Source organism: Niabella hirudinis (assembly GCF_051201075.1).
GTDB classification, from domain to species: Bacteria; Bacteroidota; Bacteroidia; order Chitinophagales; family Chitinophagaceae; genus Niabella; species Niabella hirudinis.
In genome coordinates, this window is record NZ_JBPEHJ010000009.1 from 1 (window position 1) to 21,170 (window position 21,170).

Genomic DNA, 21,170 nt, shown 5'->3' on the forward strand with positions numbered 1-21,170 from the left:
ATCTTCCGTTTTCATTTGTGCATATTGTGTTTAAAGTTAAAAAATCGAATCCGTTATGACTCGATTTTAACTTACACACTTTATGAAACAGTGTCTATAATTCCGGGGGTTCGAATCCCTCTCTCTCCGCTGAGAGGGTCTTCTTCAAGAAGACCCTTTTTTATTTATGTCTGGATTTTTTTAGGCGCCTTAGTAATTTCCGCTGGCCAGACTGTTGTTTGCTTTTCTATGAGATTGGCCAGTATTGGCGATTCGCCTTTTGCTTTTTGGCAAATTTAATATCCTCTGTATTGACCATTTTTCTGTTTGTAATCTCGTTCAGACTGTCTGTCTCTTTCTCTAAACCACTTATCCCAGCCCGATTCATTTGATGAAGGCGATGGTGAATTGGATTGAATGATATTATTCATATCGCTTTGGCTCAGGTATCTTTTGTTTCTCTTTCTGGCGTAGGCAGGGTTTTCCTCATAGTCGTCTTCATCATCTCCCCCAATATATTTTATGTTGCTAAGGTTTATGGATTGGCTTTGGGTGTAGGTATTGGATGCGCCTCTGTTATAAGTAACAGTTTGGTGTTCTTCTTTTTTAGCATAAGGGGTCGCATCTATCGTTTCCGGGTCGGCAAAATTTTTATACATTTCATAACTTGACTTTGCTTTTTCCGAGCCGGGTTTCAGGTTAAGGGCAAGTTGTGCTTCATCCCTGGCAGCTGCCCATTTTTGCTCTTTTCCAAAAACATGCGCCCGAAGCATAAAGCAATTAAAACATTTTGGGTAGATCGCTATGGCTTTGTCCAAATCATTTTTTGCATCTGCCAGGCGATTGTTGTCAGTGAAGGCATAAGCACGAAACAAAAACGGACGGTAGTCTTTTGCGTTTGCTGCAATAGCTTTTGTATAAAAATCGATTGCCTTTGCATTGTTCTTATCGTATTCTGCGTACAGCAAGCCTCTTGCAAACAATGCCAAAAAATTATGGGCATCCAATTTCAATGCCTTTTGTGCTTCGGGCAATGCTGCGGTGTAATTGCCTGCATCTCTATACTCCAATGCCTTGTATGCGGCTGCTTCGGCAGTACTCATTTTTGCGGCTGCGTCGGTTGTTTGTTTTGTAACGCCGCTAAAAACGCCATTTACCCAGTCGCCGTTTTGTACGGCACCGTTTGTTTTAGTAAGAATGCCTTTCCCGTTCAGGTTGTTGTCTTTCCAATCGCCATTATACACATTTCCATTTGCCCATTTATATTTTCCTTTGCCCGTCATATTTCCATTTACCCAATCACCTTCGTAAACAGCACCATCTGCCCACATATATTTTCCTTTTCCGTTAAACATACCGTCTTTCCAATCGCCATCATAACTGTTCCCGTTCTCCAGCACTTTTTTTCCTTTGCCTGTCATTTTATTGTCTTTCCAGTCTCCCACATAAACATCTCCATTTGCCCACACATTGTTTCCTTTTCCTGTCCTTTCCCCATATACTATCTCACCATCATATACTTCCCCGGTTCGAAATCTAAATTTTCCTTTTCCGGTTGTTTGATAATTTACGTCTATAACTTTTCCGGTTTTATCTATATGAACGGTAGAAGCCGTTTCACCCTCCACCATTGCTATCCCGTTGTCATCAAATGAATAGGCTTTTTTAAATTGTACCGGAATAGCCATTGCTCCTTTTTTATTTATGTAGCCATAGCCCTTATCACGTACAGGCTGCACAGCAGCCAAACCTTCGTAGAATGAACCAGCATCGTCATAAGAAAAAGGAATAACCGTGTTGCCGGCTTTATCAATATAACCCCATTTGTCATTGAGTTTAACAGCCACTAAACCTTCACTAAAACTACTATACACGCTGGCGTATATACACGGAATCACCAACTTGCCGCTTTTATCAACAAAGCCCCATTTGTTTCCCCGTTGCACCGCTGCCATCTCTTCATAAAACCCATAGGTAAAATCATATTCACAGGGGACTATTTCTTTACCCTTTTTATCAATGTAACCCCATTTGCCATTGAGTTTTACGGCTGCAAGCCCATGGCTGAAATCAAATGTTACGGTGTATTCAATTGGAATTACCAGCTTTTCGTTTTCGTCCATAAAACCAAATTTCCCGTCTTCATATACGGCTGCAAGCCCTTCAGAAAATTCGTGACCAAGACGATATTTGTAAGGTATTACCAAATCACCAGCCCTGTTTTTATAGCCGCAGTTGCCAGCGGAATCTTGCACCATTTTTAAGTTTTGTGCATACGATACAAATAAGCTAAAAAGCACTACAACAAATGTCAGGATTAAGGGTTTCATATACCGGGTGGTTTATTTGTTTAAAATATCGATGTGAATTTTACCTGTATTATCTAAGGTGATGATGCAGGTTTTTTTCATTGTTTTGTAGTCTTTCACAATGGTTTTGTGGATGATGCTTTTGTCTTTTTCTTTTTTCATCATATCGGGAAAATCTTTCGGGTCTTCCACCATTACCTGGAGAGTGCCGAGTTGGTCGTAGATATCGTTCATCGTTTTTTCATCGCCTTTTTTAGTATAAGTTGCCGAAAGCGAACTGCCCAGCGTAGTAACGGCGTACAGCACTTTAGTTTCTGAATCAGGTTCAGTTGGGGAAATTCTTTTCCATAAATAACTTTATCGGGTATCAATGCTTTTTCTTTTAGTTTTTTCAGTAAAAATTCCTCGTTGATATTTTCACAAAGGCAAGTAAACGTAATAGAATCGTGGTAAGGTGCCGGTCCGCCAATTCCAGTATAATCTTCGGGTAAAACCTGCAATAGGGGCTTTTTGTTTTTCAACACTATCATTTTCAGAAATGACAATTCGTTTGCAGCTTCGCTGTACAATTCGTTTTCAAAATATCGGAACAACAGTTCTTTGTTTTCAAAAGTCAAAAAATCTTTTTTGTTTAGATAAAGAGGAATTTCATCATACTCAAATGCTGATAAGGTAGTTTCCATTAGTTGCAAAAACAACCTAAAGTCAAAAAACATTTCCCCGATTTCTTGCCGGTATGAGGAAAGCACAAGCGAAAATTTCCGGTGCAGGTTTTCCGGTGCATCCCGTTTTTTTTCAATCTGGGGAATATATCCGAAAACTACAGAAAATGAAGATGTTGTTTTTGTTTGATAAGTCACAGCATTCGCGTTTAAAAATTTATTTTCCGTAAACCATTACCGTAAAACTACTTTTCTCCTGTTCGTTTTCGGCTTTGTAATAAATCGTTCTGAAAAAAACAACTGGTTTTTCGTTTTCTTTTACAGCGTACACTTCAGTAACCTTATAACCTTCTTCTTCCGTTCCATCGCTTACCAACTGATAATTAGGCTTGCCCGAAAAATGAATGCGGATGTATTCCTGCACATCGGCGTGTATTTTTGCCGCTTGCTTCAAAGGGATTTTCCACACCAGCGTAGTTACGTACGGATACCGCCCAACTTTTAGCTCGCCAACATCAACTTTGAGTTTCGCCGGGCTAAAAGCACTCGTGTCGTTTGGTTTTCCTGCAATATCCTTGAAACTCTTTTCGGCGTACAGAAAAAATGTGTCTAATAAAGGTTTGTAGTCCTTTTGTTGTGCGTTGCCCAACACAAAACAAAAGATAAAAGCGAATATGAAAATTGCTGTTTTCATTTGCAATTAATTTTAGTATGGACCGGATTATTAATGGAACACGCTAACGGGCGCCATAGCAAACCTACAGTTAAGTTTTATGTTAAAGTTACGTGGAATTTTGAAAGTTCAGCAGTTGTACGTTAGCCGTACTATAGCCAGCCGACTGTTGAATGTTTAGTTATTGGGGTGATTTCCATTAAAATTAATTAATTGTAACTTATTCCACGTCATCTAAAAAGGTTAAGAGCGGTATAAGGCGTTCGACTGTAATCCTTTCAGCCCGTTGAAATTGTTTAACACGATGGATATCAATGCTTTTTGTCTTGTTTAAGTGATTGCCGGGAACAACTTAATAAAACAAAAAGCATTGTCATAAACAGGAACTACACTACACCGATCTTCTCCAAGGATAAAAAATGGAAAGCTATAACCAGCAATGAAGCGCCAACAAGTGTAATGTTGGCAGATGATATAAGGTTTAGAAGCTGTAAGCATGCTTTTACTTTATTGTAGGTGGTCTTTGGTTTTCCAAACTCTTAATAAAAGCAATGATATCTTCTTTTTCTTTTTCCGTTAATTGAAGCTTTTCCGCGGGAAGTGTTTGGTTAGGTAGCGGAATTCCCAAGCCCACAGCTCCGGCATTATTATAAAATTCCATCACCTGCTCCAGGGTCTGGTAGGCGCCATTGTGCATATAGGGGGCAGTGCTTTGGCTATTGCGGATGGTGGGGATTTTGAAGGCATATTTATAGGATTCAACGCCAATTACGTCATAATAACCGCTGTCCGGGTCTATCGTGGAGTCCGTAGGCGACCGGGGAACGCCCAATACTTCGGTTTCACTTGCAACATATTTGGGAGGCGTAACGCCGTTAAACAAAGGAATAAAATGGCAGGTGGCGCATTTGGCTTTCCCGGTAAACAGGTTAAAACCCCTCAATTCCTGTTTGGTAAGGGCTTCTTCGTTGCCCCGCATATAGGCATCAAAGCGGCTATTGAGTTTGGTAAGACTGCGCACATAGGAAGCAAGCGCATTGGTCACTTCGTCTGGTTGGATGTCGTTTCCTGCTTTAGCGGGAAATGCCTTTGCGAACAATGCCCGGTACGGTTTATTTGCAGCAACATATTTTATGACGCGCTCCATTGAGCCTGCCATCTCCACTTTATTGCTGATGACATCGCGGGTCTGGTCTTCCAGCGTCAGCGCCCGCATATCGTAAAAATAGTTAGACTGTAAAGCAGCGTTGAGCAAAGTGGGTACATTTCGTTTCAACAATTTTGAGGGGTCGTGGATGTCTGTATTCTTAACCAGGCCATCTGTAAATGCCAATTCAGGACGATGGCAGGACGCACAACTTCTTGTACCGGTGCCGGACAGGGAAACGTCATAAAACAGTTTTTTACCCAGCTCCACTTTTGCTTCCGTAATATGAAATTCCGGGCCGGGTGTAAATGCATTCACATTGAAAGCATCCGCATCAAACAGGGTCTTTGCTTCCTGGCGCAATAACCGGTTGTATTTAATTTTTTGACCGGGTAAGTTTTGCTGCAATAAAGCGATACCGGTGCTGATCTTATTGGCGAAACGGGTAATAAATAAGGCTCTGTTAAAAGAAGCAAAATCAGGATGATCTTGCAGGTAAGCTATCGCGGTATCAAGGTTGGATAGTAATGCCGCTTCTTTGCGTTTACCCGTATAGTAAGAAAGCGTTTCCCGAAGGCTTTTTAAGGACCTGGCGGACTCTTCCATACTGTTGAGCGAAAGCCCATTATCGAACCCGGTAATACCCAAAGTGATGATTCGGAATATCTCTAATTTGGCAGCGTCCAAAATGCGCCAGTCGGCAAGCAGGTGGTCCGAAAAATAAGCGATCAGGTATTCCGTATTGGTTAGTAGATACCCAACCTCACTACCCAGCCGCTCCTTGTTGGCGGCATTATACCGGGGATAGACTAACGGCTCTATAACCTGTAAGCCCATCGGGTCAATGGCGCGGGCCATCGAAGGGGAGAGCAGGTCTGCATTCTCAATCTCCTGTACCGGAGGCCCATTTAGCCGTTCTGTGAGTTCCCCATTAAAATATTCCGCTGCCCATTCAAATTCTTTGAACAGTAGTCTTGATTTTAAGAAGGCTTTGCGAATCCTTAGGGTGTCGGCCGGCGATTTACTAATCGCAGGTAACAGGCTGTCTTTTACAAAATCCCGAAAAGATACCACCTGGTTAAATACCTTTTCCTGAATTTTATGTTCGCGCCTGCTGTAGTGCGTTTGTACGGAATGGCCGGGCGCCGCATAAAAGGAACTGAGGCTTGCAACAAAAAAACCGGTAAGCAGCAATACAACGAGGCCCGTCTTTTTATACATATCCTGTTTTACTCCATTTTCGCGGATTATTTGAATATTAAAGCGTTCCGGAAGGGGTTGGCATTTTTGTCCCGCTCAGCTAATGGTTTTATTCCCCACCGGTGCTCAATAAAGGAAAGGATGCTAACGGTTTCGTATTGTGTATGATCCACATGATTTTTTTTGGCAAATGGCCCGATAACAATAGCAGGGATACGGCTTCCCGGCCCCCACCTGTCAATAACCGGGGGGTTTACGTGATCAAAAAAACCGCCAAATTCATCGTAGGTTAATACAATCAATGCGTCTTTTGCATTAGGGCCTTCCAATACGGCATTGATCAGGTTTACCGCCAGTTGCTCAGAAGAATATACAGCCGATGCACCCGGATGTTCGTCGTTGCCCCCGCCAGGTTTTACAAACGAAACGGCAGGAAGCGTGCCCGATTTCGCAGCTTTAATAAAATCATTTTGATCTTTCATGTGTTTTCTGCCTGCTGTGCCTTCCTGATATTGGGTAAAATACAAAAACGGTTCATGATTATAGGCAAAATTATTTTTTCTTCCGGCTACGGCATCATCCCATCCTTCAGAGTACCAGGCCCAGGATATGTTTTTTTCACTAAGGCGGTCGCCAATGGTTGCCATTGTTTGCGAGGGCAAAAATAAGGCGGTGTCTGATTTTGCAGGATAAGGTTTATTTCTGGAGAGTACATGATTGACAGCATAGCCATCCGGCGTAACAACACCGTCTTTGATCATTTTGCCATTCGCATCAACCCTGGCAACCAGATTTGCAGGAGCATTTGGCCAAACCGGTACCGCGGCTGAAATCAGGTAAACATGGTTAAAGAATGAACCGCCAAAAACGCTTTGAAAAAAATTGTCGCACAACGTATATTGTTTCGCCAGCGGATACAAAGGAAGTTTCTTTGTTGTATAGTAACCCATTGCCAACCCCTTAGAATCGTTATACGCCGCAAACTTATCCATCTTTCCACCGTTAATCTGTAATTGGTTGTGAAAGAAACGGTGCGTAACATCGGGCGTTCTCTTATCTGATGTTACATACTGGTCTATATTAAAAAGCTTGTTAGGCAGGTTAGTGGGAAATGAATTATTCCTCTGAATTGCGGGCAGGTATTGATAAGGAATCCCTTTCTCATCAACTTGTATAAAATTTCCTTTTCGGGCATTCTTTAAACCGTTTGCTCCTTTAAACTCACCGTACAGGTTATCAAAACTGCGATTTTCCATATAGACCACCACCAGGTGTTTGACCTGGCCGATTCCATCCTCAAATGAAACCGCTTGTTTTTGGGCTTTTTTACTTATTCCACAACTACTTATTCCAATAATGAGTAAGAAGATTAAAAACAATCGTTGCATCGTTATTTTATATTATTTTTAGATATAGGTGTATATTGTTTATGGAACTCCTAAAGCGCTTAGGAAGGGTAAATATAAAATCATTCTACCACTAAATTTCAAATTTCCAGGAAGATTTTAGAAATGCAGGTTGCGTTTTTGGAAGGGTTTTATCCATTGTTACGGATTTGATAAGAGGTGTAAAATAGATCCGTGCTTTAGTGCAATTGATCATTTAAAGTGATAATTTTTGAATAAGCGGTCGAAAAATCATTAAAAAAGATGAGAAAAAACAATGATACCAATACCTAATTTGCAACAGGAAAATTATGAGAAAGCGGTTGTTTTTTAAAATCATGTTCATGATGGGTATAAGCATATCCGGCAATGGACAAATGCTGAACAGGGACAGCTTGCTAAAACTGTTGCCCGCAGCAAAAGAGGATACCGCAAAAGTGCAGCTCTACATCAATATTGGCAACCAATACGAGATGGATGATCATAAAACCGCTGCATATTACTACCATCAAGCCCGGGCACTTAGCGAAAAGCTGGGTTATAAGAAGGGCGTTATAAAATTTATTTCCAATTATACCCAGATATTGAATTTGGAAGGCGCTTTTGACTCCGCCGTTTTATTGAATAAACGCTCTATTGAACTAGCCAAAAGTATCAATGATCCCTTGCTTTTAGGAAAATGTAATGCCAACACCGGTATCAGTTTTCAATATATGGGCCTCTACGACAGTGCCGCATTGTATATAGAAAGAGCCCGGCCGTATATTTTGCAAACGGGAGATAAAATGCTGCTGGCAAAACTATCGGATGCATTGCAAAACCTGTACATGAACCTCAAACGCAACAAGGAGGCTATCAAAACAGGCGAAGAAGCAGTTGCTTATTTTCGTACCGGGGATGACCGTGTTAGTTTGGGAATTGCCCTGTTGAACCTTGGAAACAATTACGAAACGATCAATGATCATGAAAAATCCCTGGTATTATACCGGGAGGCGCTTCAGAGGGGAGAGGCGGCCAACTATCATGATTTACAGGAAGCCGCCTTACTGGGCATTGTAACGGTGTACATACATAAGGGCGACTTTGATGGCATGAAACCCTATATTGACCGGGTGCTAACCCTTACGAAGGATGAGGAGGTGCCGGGGACCAAAGCTGTGGCCTACCGGGCATTGTCCATCTACTATTACTTTAAACGGAATTATCCCGAAGCCAAAAAGTATGTCGACGAATCGCTTGCCATCTGCAATGAAAATGGCTTCAGAGGCGATAAAGTGAAAGGGTTAGAAACCTTGAGCAGTATTTTAATTGCGATGCAACGCCTTGAGGATGCCGAAGAAGTGCTACGCCAGGTAACGCTGTTGCAGGATAGCCTCGTTGGTGAAGATGTGCAAACTGAAATCGTGCGTACAGAAAAGCGTTTTGAACTGGGGAGAAAGGAAGCACAGATCAAATTGCAACAAATCTCGCTTCAGAATAAAAATACGCTCAATTATGTTCTTGCCGGCAGCGCCATTGGGATATTGATTATTTCATTGCTCAGCTACCGCAACTATAAAAACCGGCAAAAGCTTCAACAGGCAAAGATCGATGAACTGGAAACGGAAAAGCAATTGACCGCTACGGAAGCGGTGCTAAAAGGGGAGGAGCGGGAGCGCACGCGGCTGGCAAAGGATCTGCACGATGGGCTGGGAGGCATGCTGAGCGGCGTTAAATACTCTTTAAGCAATATGAAAGGAAATTTAATTATGACGCCCGACAATGCGCAGGCTTTTGAGCGCAGCATCGATATGCTCGATAGCAGCATCCGGGAAATGCGCCGTGTGGCACATAATATGATGCCGGAAGTGCTCGTAAAATATGGACTGAATGTGGCGCTGCAGGAGTTTTGCAGTGAAATAAAAAAAAGTGGCGCATTACATATCGACTATCAATTCCTTGGAGCAGAAAAAGCCGTTATAGACCAGACCATTTCGGTTACTATTTACCGGATTATACAGGAGCTGGTCAACAATACCGTCAAACACGCCAATGCGGAAAATCTGCTGGTACAGGCGTATGTCTCGGAAGAGGAACAGTTGTTAACCGTTACCGTTGAGGATGACGGAAAAGGCTTTGACAAGAAGCTGCTTACCGAAGCACAGGGTATCGGCTGGACTAATATTCTGAACCGGGTTGATTTTCTAAAAGGGAAAATAGACGTACACTCAGAACAGGGCCGGGGTACATCCGTTTTAATAGAAGTGGGTATCGGGTAAACGGGCTATAATTACAGGCAACTTTTGGGTATTCATACCTTTGTTGCAGGAAATTTAGAGTTCCCATTACTTTAAGACAAGGGAAAATATGAAAGCAAGCGTATTTATCGTAGATGATCATTATATGGTAATAGAGGGCATCCGTTCTTTATTGCAGCATGAAAAGGATATTGATTGGCTGGGGCATGCTACCAATGCCGCCTCCTGCATCAGTTTTTTGAAACAACAACAGCCCGATGTACTGCTCTTGGATATCAGCCTTCCGGATAAAAGCGGTATTGACCTGTGCAGGGAGGTGAAAGAATGGTTCCCCAACATTTTTGTGCTGGGGCTGAGCACCTTTAACCAACAGGCTGTTATCCGCAATATGATGGATAACGGCGCCTCCGGCTATGTATTGAAAAATGCAGACAAGGAAGAGCTGCTGGAAGCGATTCATATCGTGCTTACGGGCAAGACCTATTTTAGCCTGGAGGCAGCCGCTTCCTTAAAAGACACCAACAGGGGCCTTCCACTGGTTACACGGCGAGAAAAGGAAGTACTGCAGCTGATTGCCCAGGGGCTTACCAATGTGGAGATCTCAACACAACTTTTTATCAGTGTGCCCACAGTAAATACGCATCGCAAAAGCCTGCTTGAAAAATTCGATGCAAAAAACACCGCAATCCTCATCAGTAAGGCCATCCGGCAGGGAATGGTATAGCCGTTTTTGGGTTTGTAAGAAATTGTTTGAAAATAAGTCTGTAAAAATAGTAGTGACGACTATTTCCCCGATGAAAATGATCAGAACGTGGAATTAAGCAAAAACACAGACTTTAAATGGGTATTTATTTGCGCGATCTGCGAAGTTGTAGCGGGGAAAAATCATTTACGAGTGATAAAAATCTGCCGGCCGTTAATAAAAGATAAAAATGTCTTTTATTGAATTTTCTTTGTATCTTTGCCGGAGCGAACAAAGTGAGGCGTTTTTTTGAGCTAATAAAAGATAAAAAGGTATTTATATATGGTTTTAGCTTTGAAAGGAACCGGGAAGCGCCGAAGCTGATTTTTAATTTTAAGCGAAACATAATATGCAAATTCAGGAACAAACAATTATTGGAGAATTGGTGGCACAGGACTACCGCACTGCTTCGGTTTTTAAAAATTATGGGATTGATTTTTGCTGCGGTGGTGATCGCACTATTGCGGAAGCCTGCACCAAAAAGGAACTGGAGCCGGGCATCCTGCTTCAGGCATTGGAGGAAGCCCATCGTTCGGCCGGTACGGCCGCTATAGCTTATAACAATTGGCCCGCCGATTTGCTGTCGGACTATATTGAAAAAAAACATCACCGTTATGTAAAGGCAAAAATTGGGGAGATTATGCCGTTTCTGGAGAAGATTGTAAAAGTGCATGGCAACGCGCATCCCGAATTGAAAGAAGTAGCCGCATTATTTAGAGATTGCACCGTTGACCTTTCTGCGCACATGCAAAAGGAAGAGGCGGTTTTGTTTCCTTATATCCGGAGCATGGTGGCAAACGGAACCGCTCAGGCAGCGTTTGGCTCCGTAGAAAACCCGATTAGCGTAATGATGCACGAACATCATATTGAAGGAGATCGTTTCGAAAAAATTGCGGCGCTTACCGGCGACTATACGGTCCCTGAAGATGGCTGCAGTACCTACCGGGTTACATACGCATTGCTAAAAGAATTTGAAGAAGACCTGCACCTGCATGTGCACCTGGAAAATAATATCCTGTTTCCTAAAGCGATCCGGATGGAACGGGAGCTGGCTCATTGAGCAGGGTAATGCATTACGACTTAAGGCGAAGTATGTAAAGGCATACAAAAGCACAACTTCAGCGATAAAATAGTCTTGCCGGCGGGTGGTACAGGGCGCAAAAAAATGGACATACTTCAGAAAGCCGGAGCATATCCATTATCAACCCTTAGCACTACGCTATCTCAAAAGCACTTAGTTGGCTTGTTTAACTAGCAACGGCACACTTACGAACAAAAAAGCAATAGTGCAAACAAATTTCTTGACAGCACCGGCATTTTTGGAAGCCACAAAGGTAAGTGAATAATCGTTGCAAGTCAACGATCGTTGACTTGCAACGATCAGGCAACCTGAAAAAGTAAAGAATATATACCCCCGGGGTTCCACTCCAATATGAAATTTAAAGCAGCGGTATAAAAGTTCGGAATTGTTTAAGGTTCTCCGTAAAAATTTTTAATATGTCAAATGAGGAGATTTTTTGGTAACTTGATAAAAATCGGGACCTTTGAAAGCTGGTTATAAATAATAATGAGACAACGTGTGATACAGGAACCCCGGCGGGATAAGCAGAAATCCATGCAGAAACTGTTGCATTCAGTGGGAGCGATCCTCCAGAAGGACGGTTACAAGGCACTAAAGGCCAGCAATATTGCCGCACATGCAAAGCTTGACAAAAAACTGATCTATAATTATTTTGGGAGTCTCCGGGGGTTGATTGATGCCTATCTGAAACAAAATGATTTTTGGAAAAAGGCTGAGGCGGTAACAAAAAAAGAACCGCTTACCAGCCTGGATGCAGATGCGATGATGGGGATTTTAGACGGTCAGTTTCAGTTCCTGGAAAATTCCGTAGAAATGCAGAATATCATTCTCTGGGAGTTGAGCGAAAAGAATCCGTTGCTGCAGGATATACTGGAGGAACGGGAGCAGTTTGGAGAACAGCTTTTTAAATTGTCAGACCCCTATTTTAAAAAAACATCGGTAAACTTTCGTGCTATCAATGCCTTGCTGGTGTCGGCAATCTACTATATCATCCTGCATTACCGTTACAACGATAACACCATCTGCGGTATTCATATCAAGAGCAGGAAAGGCAAGAAGCAAATGCTGCAATCGATCCGGCAAATTATTGACTGGTGCTATCGGGAAGCCGCGGAGCAGCAGCGGTAAAGCCGGCCGGAAATAAAAACCTGGTTATATTTGTAGCTATGTTGAGGCGCACACTGGAAATTGTTGGCAGTAGTTTTCGCATGGCCATGCAGGAGCTGTGGAAGAACAAGTTGCGCACCTTTCTATCACTCTTTGGAGTTACTATAGGTATCTTTTGTATCATCGGGGTGCTGGCCACGGTAAACAGCCTGCAGCAAAATATACAAAATGAGATAAAGACCCTGGGCTCTAATACCATCTATGTAGATAAATGGGAATATGGCGGCGGACCCGATTACCCCTGGTGGAAATACGTCAACCGCCCGGTACCCCGTTACGAGGAGGTAAAACAAATCAAAGAACGCACACCTAATGCAAAATATGTGGCTTTTACCCTGCAGGGCAGGGGGAATGTAGAGTTCTCGGGGTTCCTGCTAAATGGGGCGACCGTGTACAGCGTGAGTGAAGAGTATATAAAGATACAACCTCTTACGATGAGCTTTGGCCGGTACATATCCGATGCTGAATTTAATGATGGTTCCGGTGTGGCGGTCATAGGCAATGAAATTGCCGAAAAGTTATTTAACGAGCCGGAGCTGGCTGTTAATAAAATGATCTCCATAGCCGGTAAGAAGATACTTGTTGCGGGGGTGATCGAAAAACAGGGCAAGCAGATGATCGGAGGCTGGGGATTTGATCAGAGTGTGATCCTCCCTTTCCAGTTCGGACGCAGGATTTATAACGAGGAAAAGACGGATCCGGTAATCATGGTGCAGGGAAGGGAACAGGTTACAAGCAAAGGGCTTAAGGATGAGCTGATGGTAACCATGCGGAGTTTGCATAAACTGAGCCCCCGGCAGGCCGATAATTTTGCCCTGAATGATATCAACGATATTGGCGACCAGGTGTCAGAAGCATTTGCCGGTCTTAATATCGGTGGAGCGGTGATTGGGGGTATCAGCCTGATCGTTGGATTGTTTGGGGTGGCAAATATTATGTTTGTAACGGTGAAAGAACGTACTTCGCAGATCGGGTTAAAAAAGGCGCTGGGTGCCAAACGGCAGATCATCCTTACTGAGTTCCTGCTGGAGTCTGCCTTTCTTTGTATGCTGGGCGGATTGATCGGGTTGTTGCTGGTATATGTGCTGGCGCAGATCCTAAGTAAGGCGCTGGATTTTCCGGTATTCATTTCGGTAGGAAACATGATCTGGACCTTTCTGATCTGTGTATTTGTGGGAGTTATGGCCGGCATTATACCGGCGGTACAGGCCGCAAAAATGGATCCGGTGGTGGCGATAAGGAGTTAGGCAGTAGTCAATAGTTAATAGGCAATAGTTAATAGGGGTGGGTGAGTGGGATCAAATAAATGAAATAATGAGCAAAATAAATATACTGGCTATAGAATCCAGCTGTGATGAGACCTCGGCGGCGGTTTGCAGTTCGGGACGCATTCTGTCTAACCGCATTGCCACACAGGCCGTGCACGCGGCACACGGGGGCGTGGTGCCGGAACTGGCTTCCCGGGCGCACATGCAAAATATTGTACCGGTGGTAGATGTGGCATTAAAGGAAAGCGGGGTGCCGCTGGAAGAAATAGACGCAATCGCATTTACCCAGGCGCCGGGCCTCATCGGGAGCTTGCTGGTGGGGGGGCAGTTTGCCAAATCCCTATCCCTTGCGCTGAACAAACCGCTGATTGCAGTGAATCACATGCAGGCCCATGTGCTGGCCAACCTGATTCCCGAGGCTAAACCTTCGTTCCCCTTTCTATGCCTGACGGTAAGCGGCGGACATACCCAGATCGTGAAATGTTCCGGCCCGACAAAACTGGAGATCATTGGTGAAACGATCGATGATGCAGCCGGGGAAGCTTTTGATAAGGCGGCTAAGATGCTGGGATTGCCTTATCCCGGTGGGCCCCTGGTTGATAAATATGCAAAGGAAGGAAATCCCAGCCGGTTCCGGTTTCCCGAACCCCGCATACCCGGCTATGATTTTAGCTTCAGCGGGGTAAAAACAGCGATTCTTTATTTTTTACGCAATGCCGGTACCGCCCAGGTCTATAAAGAGGAGTTTGCGGCTACGGAAGCGGAACGGAAACACTTTATTGAGGAAAACCTGCAGGATATCTGTGCCTCCATCCAGCAGCGGATCATTTCGATCTTATTAAATAAATTGAGCAGGGCAGCCAAAGAGCTGGGTATAAAAGATCTTTGTATTGCCGGTGGCGTATCTGCCAACAGCGGCTTGCGAAAAGCGTTTTCAGAAATGGGCGAACAGAACGGGTGGAACACTTTCATTCCCGACTTTCAGTATTGCACCGATAATGCCGGAATGATCGCCATCACCGGCTATTATAAATATCTCGAAAATGACTTTTCGGATCTTTCGGTACCCTCTATGGCACGGGGATTTTAAAGAAGGTTTAAAGTTCAAGGTTCAATGTTTAAGTAAACGTTGAACCTGAACGTTTCCCGGCGGGAATGTAAAATATCCAAAGAATGTTAAAGAGAGGATGCCGTTCCAGCTCTATGATCTTTCTTCCGGTCGATATTACTCAGGGAATGGCGAGTAGCGAGCAGAGAGAAGTTAAGCGCATGAAGCATAAAAACGGAACCAACCTGAAACCTTGAACTTTAAACCTGAAACTTATAAAAGCCCCGCCAGTTCCAGGCTTTTCTTTTTTAGTTTCCGTTCTTCAATGTCTTCAATGATCCCGTCGGCTTCTACAATGAGGGATGTACCATTTTCCTTCCACCACATGTTTTGCTTTAATTTTTGTAAAGCGATCACACCGGATAAGTATTTGCGGCTTTCCTGTGCATGCCATTCCTCGATCCATTCAAAATCTTCTTTGGGAATATTGGCCAGTTCGGTAAAGCTTACAAATACCTTCAGGTAAATGGCATCATTAAGCTGATGCGGTTTATGATGGTATAATTTTTTATATTCATACCGGTATTCATAACGCAGGGCAGAAATATCACTCAATACCGCCGATGCAGTGGGGAAACTGCCCGCTCCTTTTCCGTAAAAAAATTGCTGGTCGGCAAAGCCGCTTTCGATCACCACACCATTGTACTCATTCTTTACAAAGGACAGGGGGCTGTCTGCGTTTACAAACTGCGGCAGTACGTAAGCGCCTACGCCGCCATTGATCAGTTTTTTGGCCTGTGCTACCAGCTTGATCTGCTGTCCGCGCGCCTTGGCCACCAGGGCATCTGATTTGGCGATATTTTGAATGCCGTTAAACAGAATATGCTCCGGGTGCGCCACAATACCATAGGCATGCAGCAGCAGGATGGTCCATTTGTTAAGGGCGTCAAATCCTTCCACATCCAGCGTAGGATCGCTTTCTGCAAAGCCCAGTTGCTGCGCCAGTAGCAGGGCATCTTTAAAAGACAGGTTCTCTTCAAAGATCTTGGTGAGTATAAAATTGGTGCTCCCGTTTACGATAGCGCGGATGCTGTGCAGGAGATCGTTATCATAATATTCTTCCAGGTTGCGGACCACCGGGATGGAGGCGCAGGCAGAAGATTCGTATAGGAGCGACCTGCCGGTTTTTTGTTGCAATTCCAGCAAAGCCGGTAAGTTTTCAGCGATCATTTTTTTGGAAGAGCTCACCACATCCTTTCCGTTTTTCAAGGCGGTGCTTACGATCTCAAAGCCGGCAATGGCGTCATCGATCACTTCTACGATCAGGTTGATGGCCGGGTCGTTCAGCAAAGCATCGCGATTTGTAGTAAACAGTTCCTCTGGTGCATTTCTTGTTTTTCCGGGATGTTTAATACACACTTGTTTGATAGTAGCTTTCAGCGAGGGGGTTTGCTGCAGCACTTTGTAAAGCCCTTCGCCAACCACACCAAATCCAAATAACCCGATCACTAATTCTTTATGTTCGCCCATTGTTTTTATTTTATCGCCACGCCTTCGGCGTGCCGGGTTGTAAATCTTTTTATTGCTTCTGATATTTGTTCAAATTCCAATAGGAAGCCATCGTGCCCGTAATCGGAGCGGATCAGTTTTTCTATGCCCCCGGGAATATGTGCTGCAAGAAACTCCTGTTCTTCCGGGGGAAACAGCAGATCGCCTTCCAGCGCCAGTGCCAGGGTTTTGGCCCCAATTTGTTCCAGGGCTTTAATGGCGCCGCCCCTGCCGCGCCCGAGATTATGGCTGTCCATACTTTTACTTAACGCATAATAGCTGAAGGCGTTAAAGCGTGCGGCTAATTTGGTGCCCTGGTAGCGCTGATAACTTTCACTCCGGAAGGCTTCCAGCTGATCGTCTGAGTGTTCCGATTGTGTTTTATTATAAGCGGTAGCATTGCGATAGGATAGCAGGGCAATGCCCCTTGCTACTTCCATACCTTTTAGTCCCGCATCGGGACGCTTGTTTTGCCAGGTCTGATCTGCTTCTATGGCAAAACGTTGGGAGGCATTGAAGGCTTTACCCCAGGGGGAGTGAACTGCATTCGTAGCCAGGGGAATAATGTATTCAAAAAGGGCGGGATCCTGCACGGCCCATTCCAGCAGTTGCTGGCCGCCGGTGCTGCCGCCGATACCGATCTTTATTTTCCGGATGCCCAATTGCTTTTGTAATAACCGATAGGACCGGGCCATATCCCGGATGGTAAAAAAAGGAAAATCGTGATAATAGGGGGTGCCGGTAGCGGGGTTTACATCCAGAGGGCTGCTGCTGCCATAGCAGCTTCCGGGCATGTTTACACAGATGATAAAATCCCTTGCCGGATCAAAAACCCTTCCTTCCCCAATCATCTCGGGCCACCATTCATGCGGGTTGCTGTTGGCCGTTAATGCATGAAAGATCCATATTATATTGGTTTGCTCTTCATTCATGATACCATAGGTGGTATAGGCCAGCCGCAGGTTTTGGAAGATGGTGCCGCTCTCTAAAATAAAAGGATCCGGATGTATAAATAATTCTTGTTGCATTCTGTGTGAAAGACCTGTGAGGCTTTGCAAAACCCCACAAGTCTCTTTGTTTTTTACTTGTTAAAAACAGCGGCAAAAGCCTGTTCAAAATCTGCTTTAATATCATCAATATGTTCAATTCCCGGGCTGATGCGGATGAGGTTGTCCAGTACACCGGCGCTGGCCCTTTCGGCTTCGTTCAGTTGCTCGTGCGTAGTGGAAGCCGGGTGAATAGCCAGCGACTTGGTGTCGCCTACATTTGCCAGGTGACTTACCAGTTTCAGGCTGTTGATAAAGGTCTTCCCGTTTTCGAGTCCTCCCTTGATGCCGAACTGTAATACACCGCCAAATCCATTGGTCAGGTATTTTTTAGCCAGGGTATGGTAGGGGCTGCTTTCCAGGCCGGGATACCATACAAACTCCACTTTGTCGTGCTGCTCCAGCCATTGTGCCAGCGCCAGGGTATTGTCAACCGTGCGTTGTACCCGCAGTGAAAGTGTTTCCAGTCCCTGCAGTAGCAGGAAGGAATTGAAGGGGCTTAGGGCCGGTCCAAAATCGCGCAGCCCTTCTACGCGGGCGCGGATCGCAAAAGCAATATTGGGTAAGCCCAGCGGGTTTCCTTCGCCAAATATCTGCCAGAAGTTCAAGCCATGATAGCCTTCTGAAGGTTCGGAGAACTGGGGGAATTTTCCGTTGCCCCAGTTGTAGTTTCCTCCATCAACAATAATTCCGCCAATGCTGTTGCCATGTCCGCCGATCCACTTGGTAGCGGCTTCCACAACAATATTTGCACCGTGTTTGAGAGGCTGGAACAAGTATCCGCCGGCTCCAAATGTATTATCTACAATTAACGGCAGATCGTACTCTTTGGCCAGTGCTGCAAATTTTTCAAAGTCGGGAACGTTTAACCGCGGGTTGCCCAGCGTTTCTATATAAATGGCTTTTGTCTTTTCATCGATCAGGGGACGAAAGCTATCCACGTTGTCATCGGCAGCAAACCGCACATCAATTCCCAGTCTTTTGAACGATACTTTAAACTGGTTGAAGGTGCCACCGTACAGGAAGGGGGAAGTAACAAAGTTTTCACCGGCCTGCAGCAGGTTGGTGATGGTCAGGAACTGCGCTGCCTGCCCGGATGCAGTAGCAAGGGCCGCCACGCCGCCTTCCAGCGCGGCCACACGCTGCTCAAATACATCGGTGGTGGGGTTCATGATCCGCGTATAGATATTGCCAAACTCTTTCAGACCAAAAAGATTGGCTGCGTGATCGGCATCTTTGAAAACAAAGGAAGTGGTTTGGTAAATGGGTACGGCGCGGCTTCCGGTTGTGGGATCTGGCTGCTGGCCCGCATGAACCTGTAATGTGTCAAAATGTAATTGGTTGCTCATAATAAATCATGAATTTAATGAAGTGAAAAAAGATGTTGGAGTATGATATCAGGGCTGCAACAGCCCACGGGATATAAATGAAAGGGTATGCCTGCTAAGGCATACAACAACAGCTGCAACAACGCATTACTGGCGTAATGCCGGGAGCCTTGTATGTTGCGCTTTCATTCATGCAGACTACGAATTTAATAGAGTTTTCTTTCATATTCAAAAAAATTAAGAGGCAGCAAAATGCGGCGCATAAAAAAAGCCCACCGGATAAACCAGATGAGCTGTTCTATTAATATGTTTAATATACTACTGATCCGACTTATCTTCCTCCCGCATTGCGGGAGCTGGAATTGGCACCTTGTTATTTCACCAACAGGTTGCCAAGGCTTCATTGGGCCAAACCCTCTGCCTTTCTTGATAAGGTTTCCCGCTGCGGCGGGAAAAATAAAAAAGAACTGATCCTGTTCAAAACAGAACGGCGCAAAGGTAGGAAACTAAGGGGAAAGAAAAAAATGCTCCGGGAATCATTATTCTATTTGCAAGCAAAGAATCAATATTCGTAAACAATCGTTAGTTTTTTTCTTTTGTTTTGAAATGTATCTATTTTTTGACCTATTTTAATTTGATATTTTCTAATTTGACGTCTGTTTCTGATATTTTTTTTAGAATTTATCAAATGATATTTTTGTGGACTCAACAAAAGTTTAAAACACAATATGCTTACAAAGCCATTCGAAATTCCCGGGAAACAGTTGAAAGCTGCCGGACTGCAATTGACCAATCTCATCCATTACCAGCTGACACCTGATGAACTGGTTACCGGTACACTTATGAAACGCCAGGGCCGGCTGAACGATACAGGAGCGATGGTGATCCATACCGGTAAATTCACCGGCCGCTCACCCCGGGATAAATTTATTGTAAAAGACGAGCAGACGGCAGCAACGATCGATTGGGGAGGCTTTAATAACCCTATTGAAGAAAAATATTTCGACCGGATTCTTGAAGATGTACGCGCCTATTTAAATGAGCGCAGGGAGTTGTGGGTAAGAGACTCCTACGCCTGCGCGGCGGAGGAATACCGCCTCAATATCCGTATTGTAAATGAACTGCCCTGGATGAACCTGTTTGCCCATCATCTTTTTTTACGTCCGTCAGAAGCGGAGCTGGAATGTTTTGAACCGGAGTGGCATATTCTTTCTGCACCGGGGCTGGAGCTGGACCCGGTGCGCTGTGGTACCCGGCAGGGCAATGCTACAGTGGTCAGCTTTAAACATAAGATGATCCTGATTACCGGCAGCAGCTACACCGGTGAAATTAAAAAGGGGATCTTTTCTGTTTTGAATTATCTCCTGCCACAGAACCGGGATGTGCTCAGCATGCACTGTTCCGCTAATATGGGCCCGGGCGGGGACACTGCCTTGTTTTTCGGTTTGAGCGGAACGGGTAAAACAACCCTGAGTACGGATCCGGACCGCCGGCTGATTGGCGATGATGAACATGGCTGGGACGATAAACAGGTCTTTAATTTTGAAGGCGGCTGCTACGCAAAATGCATTCATCTTTCCGAAGAAAAGGAGCCCGGGATCTATCATGCCGTAAGGAACGGCGCGCTTGTAGAAAATGTTACGTTCCTGCCGGGAACGGACCATATTAATTTTGACGATGCATCGGTTACCGAAAATACACGGGTGGGCTACCCCACCTACTTTTTAGAAAATAGGGTTCCGGAAGAAACAGGGGGTGTGCCCAGGAATATTTTCTTCCTTACCTGCGATGCTTATGGTGTGCTGCCGCCCGTTGCCCGCCTTACCAAAGAACAGGCTTTGTATTATTTTGTCAGTGGCTATACGGCAAAGGTTGCCGGAACGGAAACGGGGATTACAGAGCCGAAAGCCACGTTCAGCGCCTGTTTTGGGGCGCCCTTCATCCCTCTGCACCCCGGCCGCTACGCCTCCATGCTGGGCAGCCGGATTGCGAAACACGGCGTAAAAGTGTGGATGGTGAATACCGGCTGGACGGGTGGCGCATACGGCACAGGTACCCGGATGAAGCTGACCGACTCCAGGGCTATGATCCGGGCAGCACTCAATGGCAGTCTGGATAAAGTGGAATGTCACAAAGACCCCGTTTTTGGATTGATGATCCCGGATAGTTGCCCTGGTGTGGATCCGAAGATCCTGAACCCCCGTAATACCTGGGCACAACCAGAAGCCTATGACCGGCAGGCAAAGGACCTGGCCGGAAGGTTTGCCGAAAATTTTAAAAACTATCAGGACCTGGTGGCAGCAGAGATCAGTGCTGCCGGACCGGCGGTTTGAAATATTGTTTTTGTTTG

General features: G+C 44.8%; 16 protein-coding genes and 1 riboswitch. Of the genes, 7 read left to right on the forward strand and 9 right to left on the reverse strand.

Annotated features, from left to right (window positions below; translation table 11 throughout):
- Positions 1-275 precede the first annotated feature (275 nt).
- From GGU45_RS16185 to acpA, 6 genes are all read right to left on the reverse strand, one after another.
- A complete protein-coding gene (locus GGU45_RS16185; protein WP_435226469.1) occupies positions 276-2,309 on the reverse strand; it encodes a WG repeat-containing protein in 2,034 nt (677 codons plus the stop codon).
- Between the two features lie 12 nt (positions 2,310-2,321).
- Complete coding sequence (locus GGU45_RS16190; protein WP_435226471.1) at positions 2,322-2,522, reverse strand: hypothetical protein; 201 nt, start codon at positions 2,520-2,522, stop codon at positions 2,322-2,324.
- Positions 2,519-2,971 (reverse strand): hypothetical protein, encoded by a 453-nt coding sequence (locus tag GGU45_RS16195; protein ID WP_435226473.1) that lies wholly within the window; start codon positions 2,969-2,971, stop codon positions 2,519-2,521. Before GGU45_RS16195 ends, GGU45_RS16190 begins: the two co-directional genes overlap by 4 nt.
- A gap of 196 nt (positions 2,972-3,167) precedes the next feature.
- Positions 3,168-3,644, reverse strand: a complete 477-nt coding sequence (locus GGU45_RS16200) for a hypothetical protein (protein WP_435226475.1) — start codon at positions 3,642-3,644, stop codon at positions 3,168-3,170.
- Between the two features lie 481 nt (positions 3,645-4,125).
- Positions 4,126-5,991 (reverse strand): cytochrome-c peroxidase, encoded by a 1,866-nt coding sequence (locus tag GGU45_RS16205; RefSeq protein ID WP_435226477.1) that lies wholly within the window; start codon positions 5,989-5,991, stop codon positions 4,126-4,128.
- A 26-nt stretch (positions 5,992-6,017) separates the two neighbouring features.
- Positions 6,018-7,358 carry an acid phosphatase gene (gene acpA / locus GGU45_RS16210; RefSeq protein ID WP_435226479.1) on the reverse strand — a complete coding sequence of 447 codons (1,341 nt, stop codon included), beginning with the start codon at positions 7,356-7,358 and terminating at the stop codon, positions 6,018-6,020.
- 341 nt (positions 7,359-7,699) lie between these two features.
- On the opposite strand from acpA, the gene GGU45_RS16215 reads away from it, so the two are divergent.
- From GGU45_RS16215 to tsaD, 6 genes are all read left to right on the forward strand, one after another.
- Entirely contained in the window at positions 7,700-9,613 is a 1,914-nt protein-coding gene (locus GGU45_RS16215; protein ID WP_435226481.1) for a tetratricopeptide repeat-containing sensor histidine kinase, read from the forward strand.
- Positions 9,614-9,701: 88 nt separating this feature from the next.
- On the forward strand, positions 9,702-10,316 hold the full coding sequence (locus tag GGU45_RS16220; RefSeq protein WP_435226483.1) for a response regulator: 615 nt from the start codon (positions 9,702-9,704) through the stop codon (positions 10,314-10,316).
- A gap of 367 nt (positions 10,317-10,683) precedes the next feature.
- A complete protein-coding gene (gene ric / locus GGU45_RS16225) occupies positions 10,684-11,394 on the forward strand; it encodes an iron-sulfur cluster repair di-iron protein (protein WP_435226484.1) in 711 nt (236 codons plus the stop codon).
- A gap of 507 nt (positions 11,395-11,901) precedes the next feature.
- The gene (locus GGU45_RS16230; protein ID WP_435226486.1) at positions 11,902-12,543 is read left to right on the forward strand and encodes a TetR/AcrR family transcriptional regulator; all 642 of its coding nucleotides are present in this window, start codon (positions 11,902-11,904) and stop codon (positions 12,541-12,543) included.
- Complete coding sequence (locus GGU45_RS16235; protein ID WP_435226487.1) at positions 12,510-13,829, forward strand: ABC transporter permease; 1,320 nt, start codon at positions 12,510-12,512, stop codon at positions 13,827-13,829. The genes GGU45_RS16230 and GGU45_RS16235 overlap by 34 nt, the downstream gene beginning before the upstream one ends.
- Positions 13,830-13,896: 67 nt before the next feature.
- On the forward strand, positions 13,897-14,940 hold the full coding sequence (tsaD, locus tag GGU45_RS16240; protein WP_435226488.1) for a tRNA (adenosine(37)-N6)-threonylcarbamoyltransferase complex transferase subunit TsaD: 1,044 nt from the start codon (positions 13,897-13,899) through the stop codon (positions 14,938-14,940).
- Between the two features lie 231 nt (positions 14,941-15,171).
- On the opposite strand, the gene GGU45_RS16245 is transcribed toward tsaD, so the two are convergent.
- From GGU45_RS16245 to GGU45_RS16255, 3 genes are read right to left on the reverse strand one after another with little or no spacing between them, the layout of a single operon-like run.
- Entirely contained in the window at positions 15,172-16,428 is a 1,257-nt protein-coding gene (locus tag GGU45_RS16245; RefSeq protein ID WP_435226489.1) for a homoserine dehydrogenase, read from the reverse strand.
- Positions 16,429-16,433: 5 nt separating this feature from the next.
- The gene (locus GGU45_RS16250; protein WP_435226491.1) at positions 16,434-17,474 is read right to left on the reverse strand and encodes a homoserine O-acetyltransferase family protein; all 1,041 of its coding nucleotides are present in this window, start codon (positions 17,472-17,474) and stop codon (positions 16,434-16,436) included.
- A 53-nt stretch (positions 17,475-17,527) separates the two neighbouring features.
- Positions 17,528-18,841, reverse strand: a complete 1,314-nt coding sequence (locus GGU45_RS16255; protein ID WP_435226493.1) for an O-acetylhomoserine aminocarboxypropyltransferase/cysteine synthase family protein — start codon at positions 18,839-18,841, stop codon at positions 17,528-17,530.
- A 307-nt stretch (positions 18,842-19,148) separates the two neighbouring features.
- Positions 19,149-19,256, reverse strand: a riboswitch (SAM riboswitch).
- Between the two features lie 292 nt (positions 19,257-19,548).
- Between GGU45_RS16255 and pckA the strand changes: the two genes are divergently transcribed.
- On the forward strand, positions 19,549-21,153 hold the full coding sequence (gene pckA, locus GGU45_RS16260) for a phosphoenolpyruvate carboxykinase (ATP) (protein ID WP_435226494.1): 1,605 nt from the start codon (positions 19,549-19,551) through the stop codon (positions 21,151-21,153).
- Positions 21,154-21,170 lie beyond the last annotated feature (17 nt).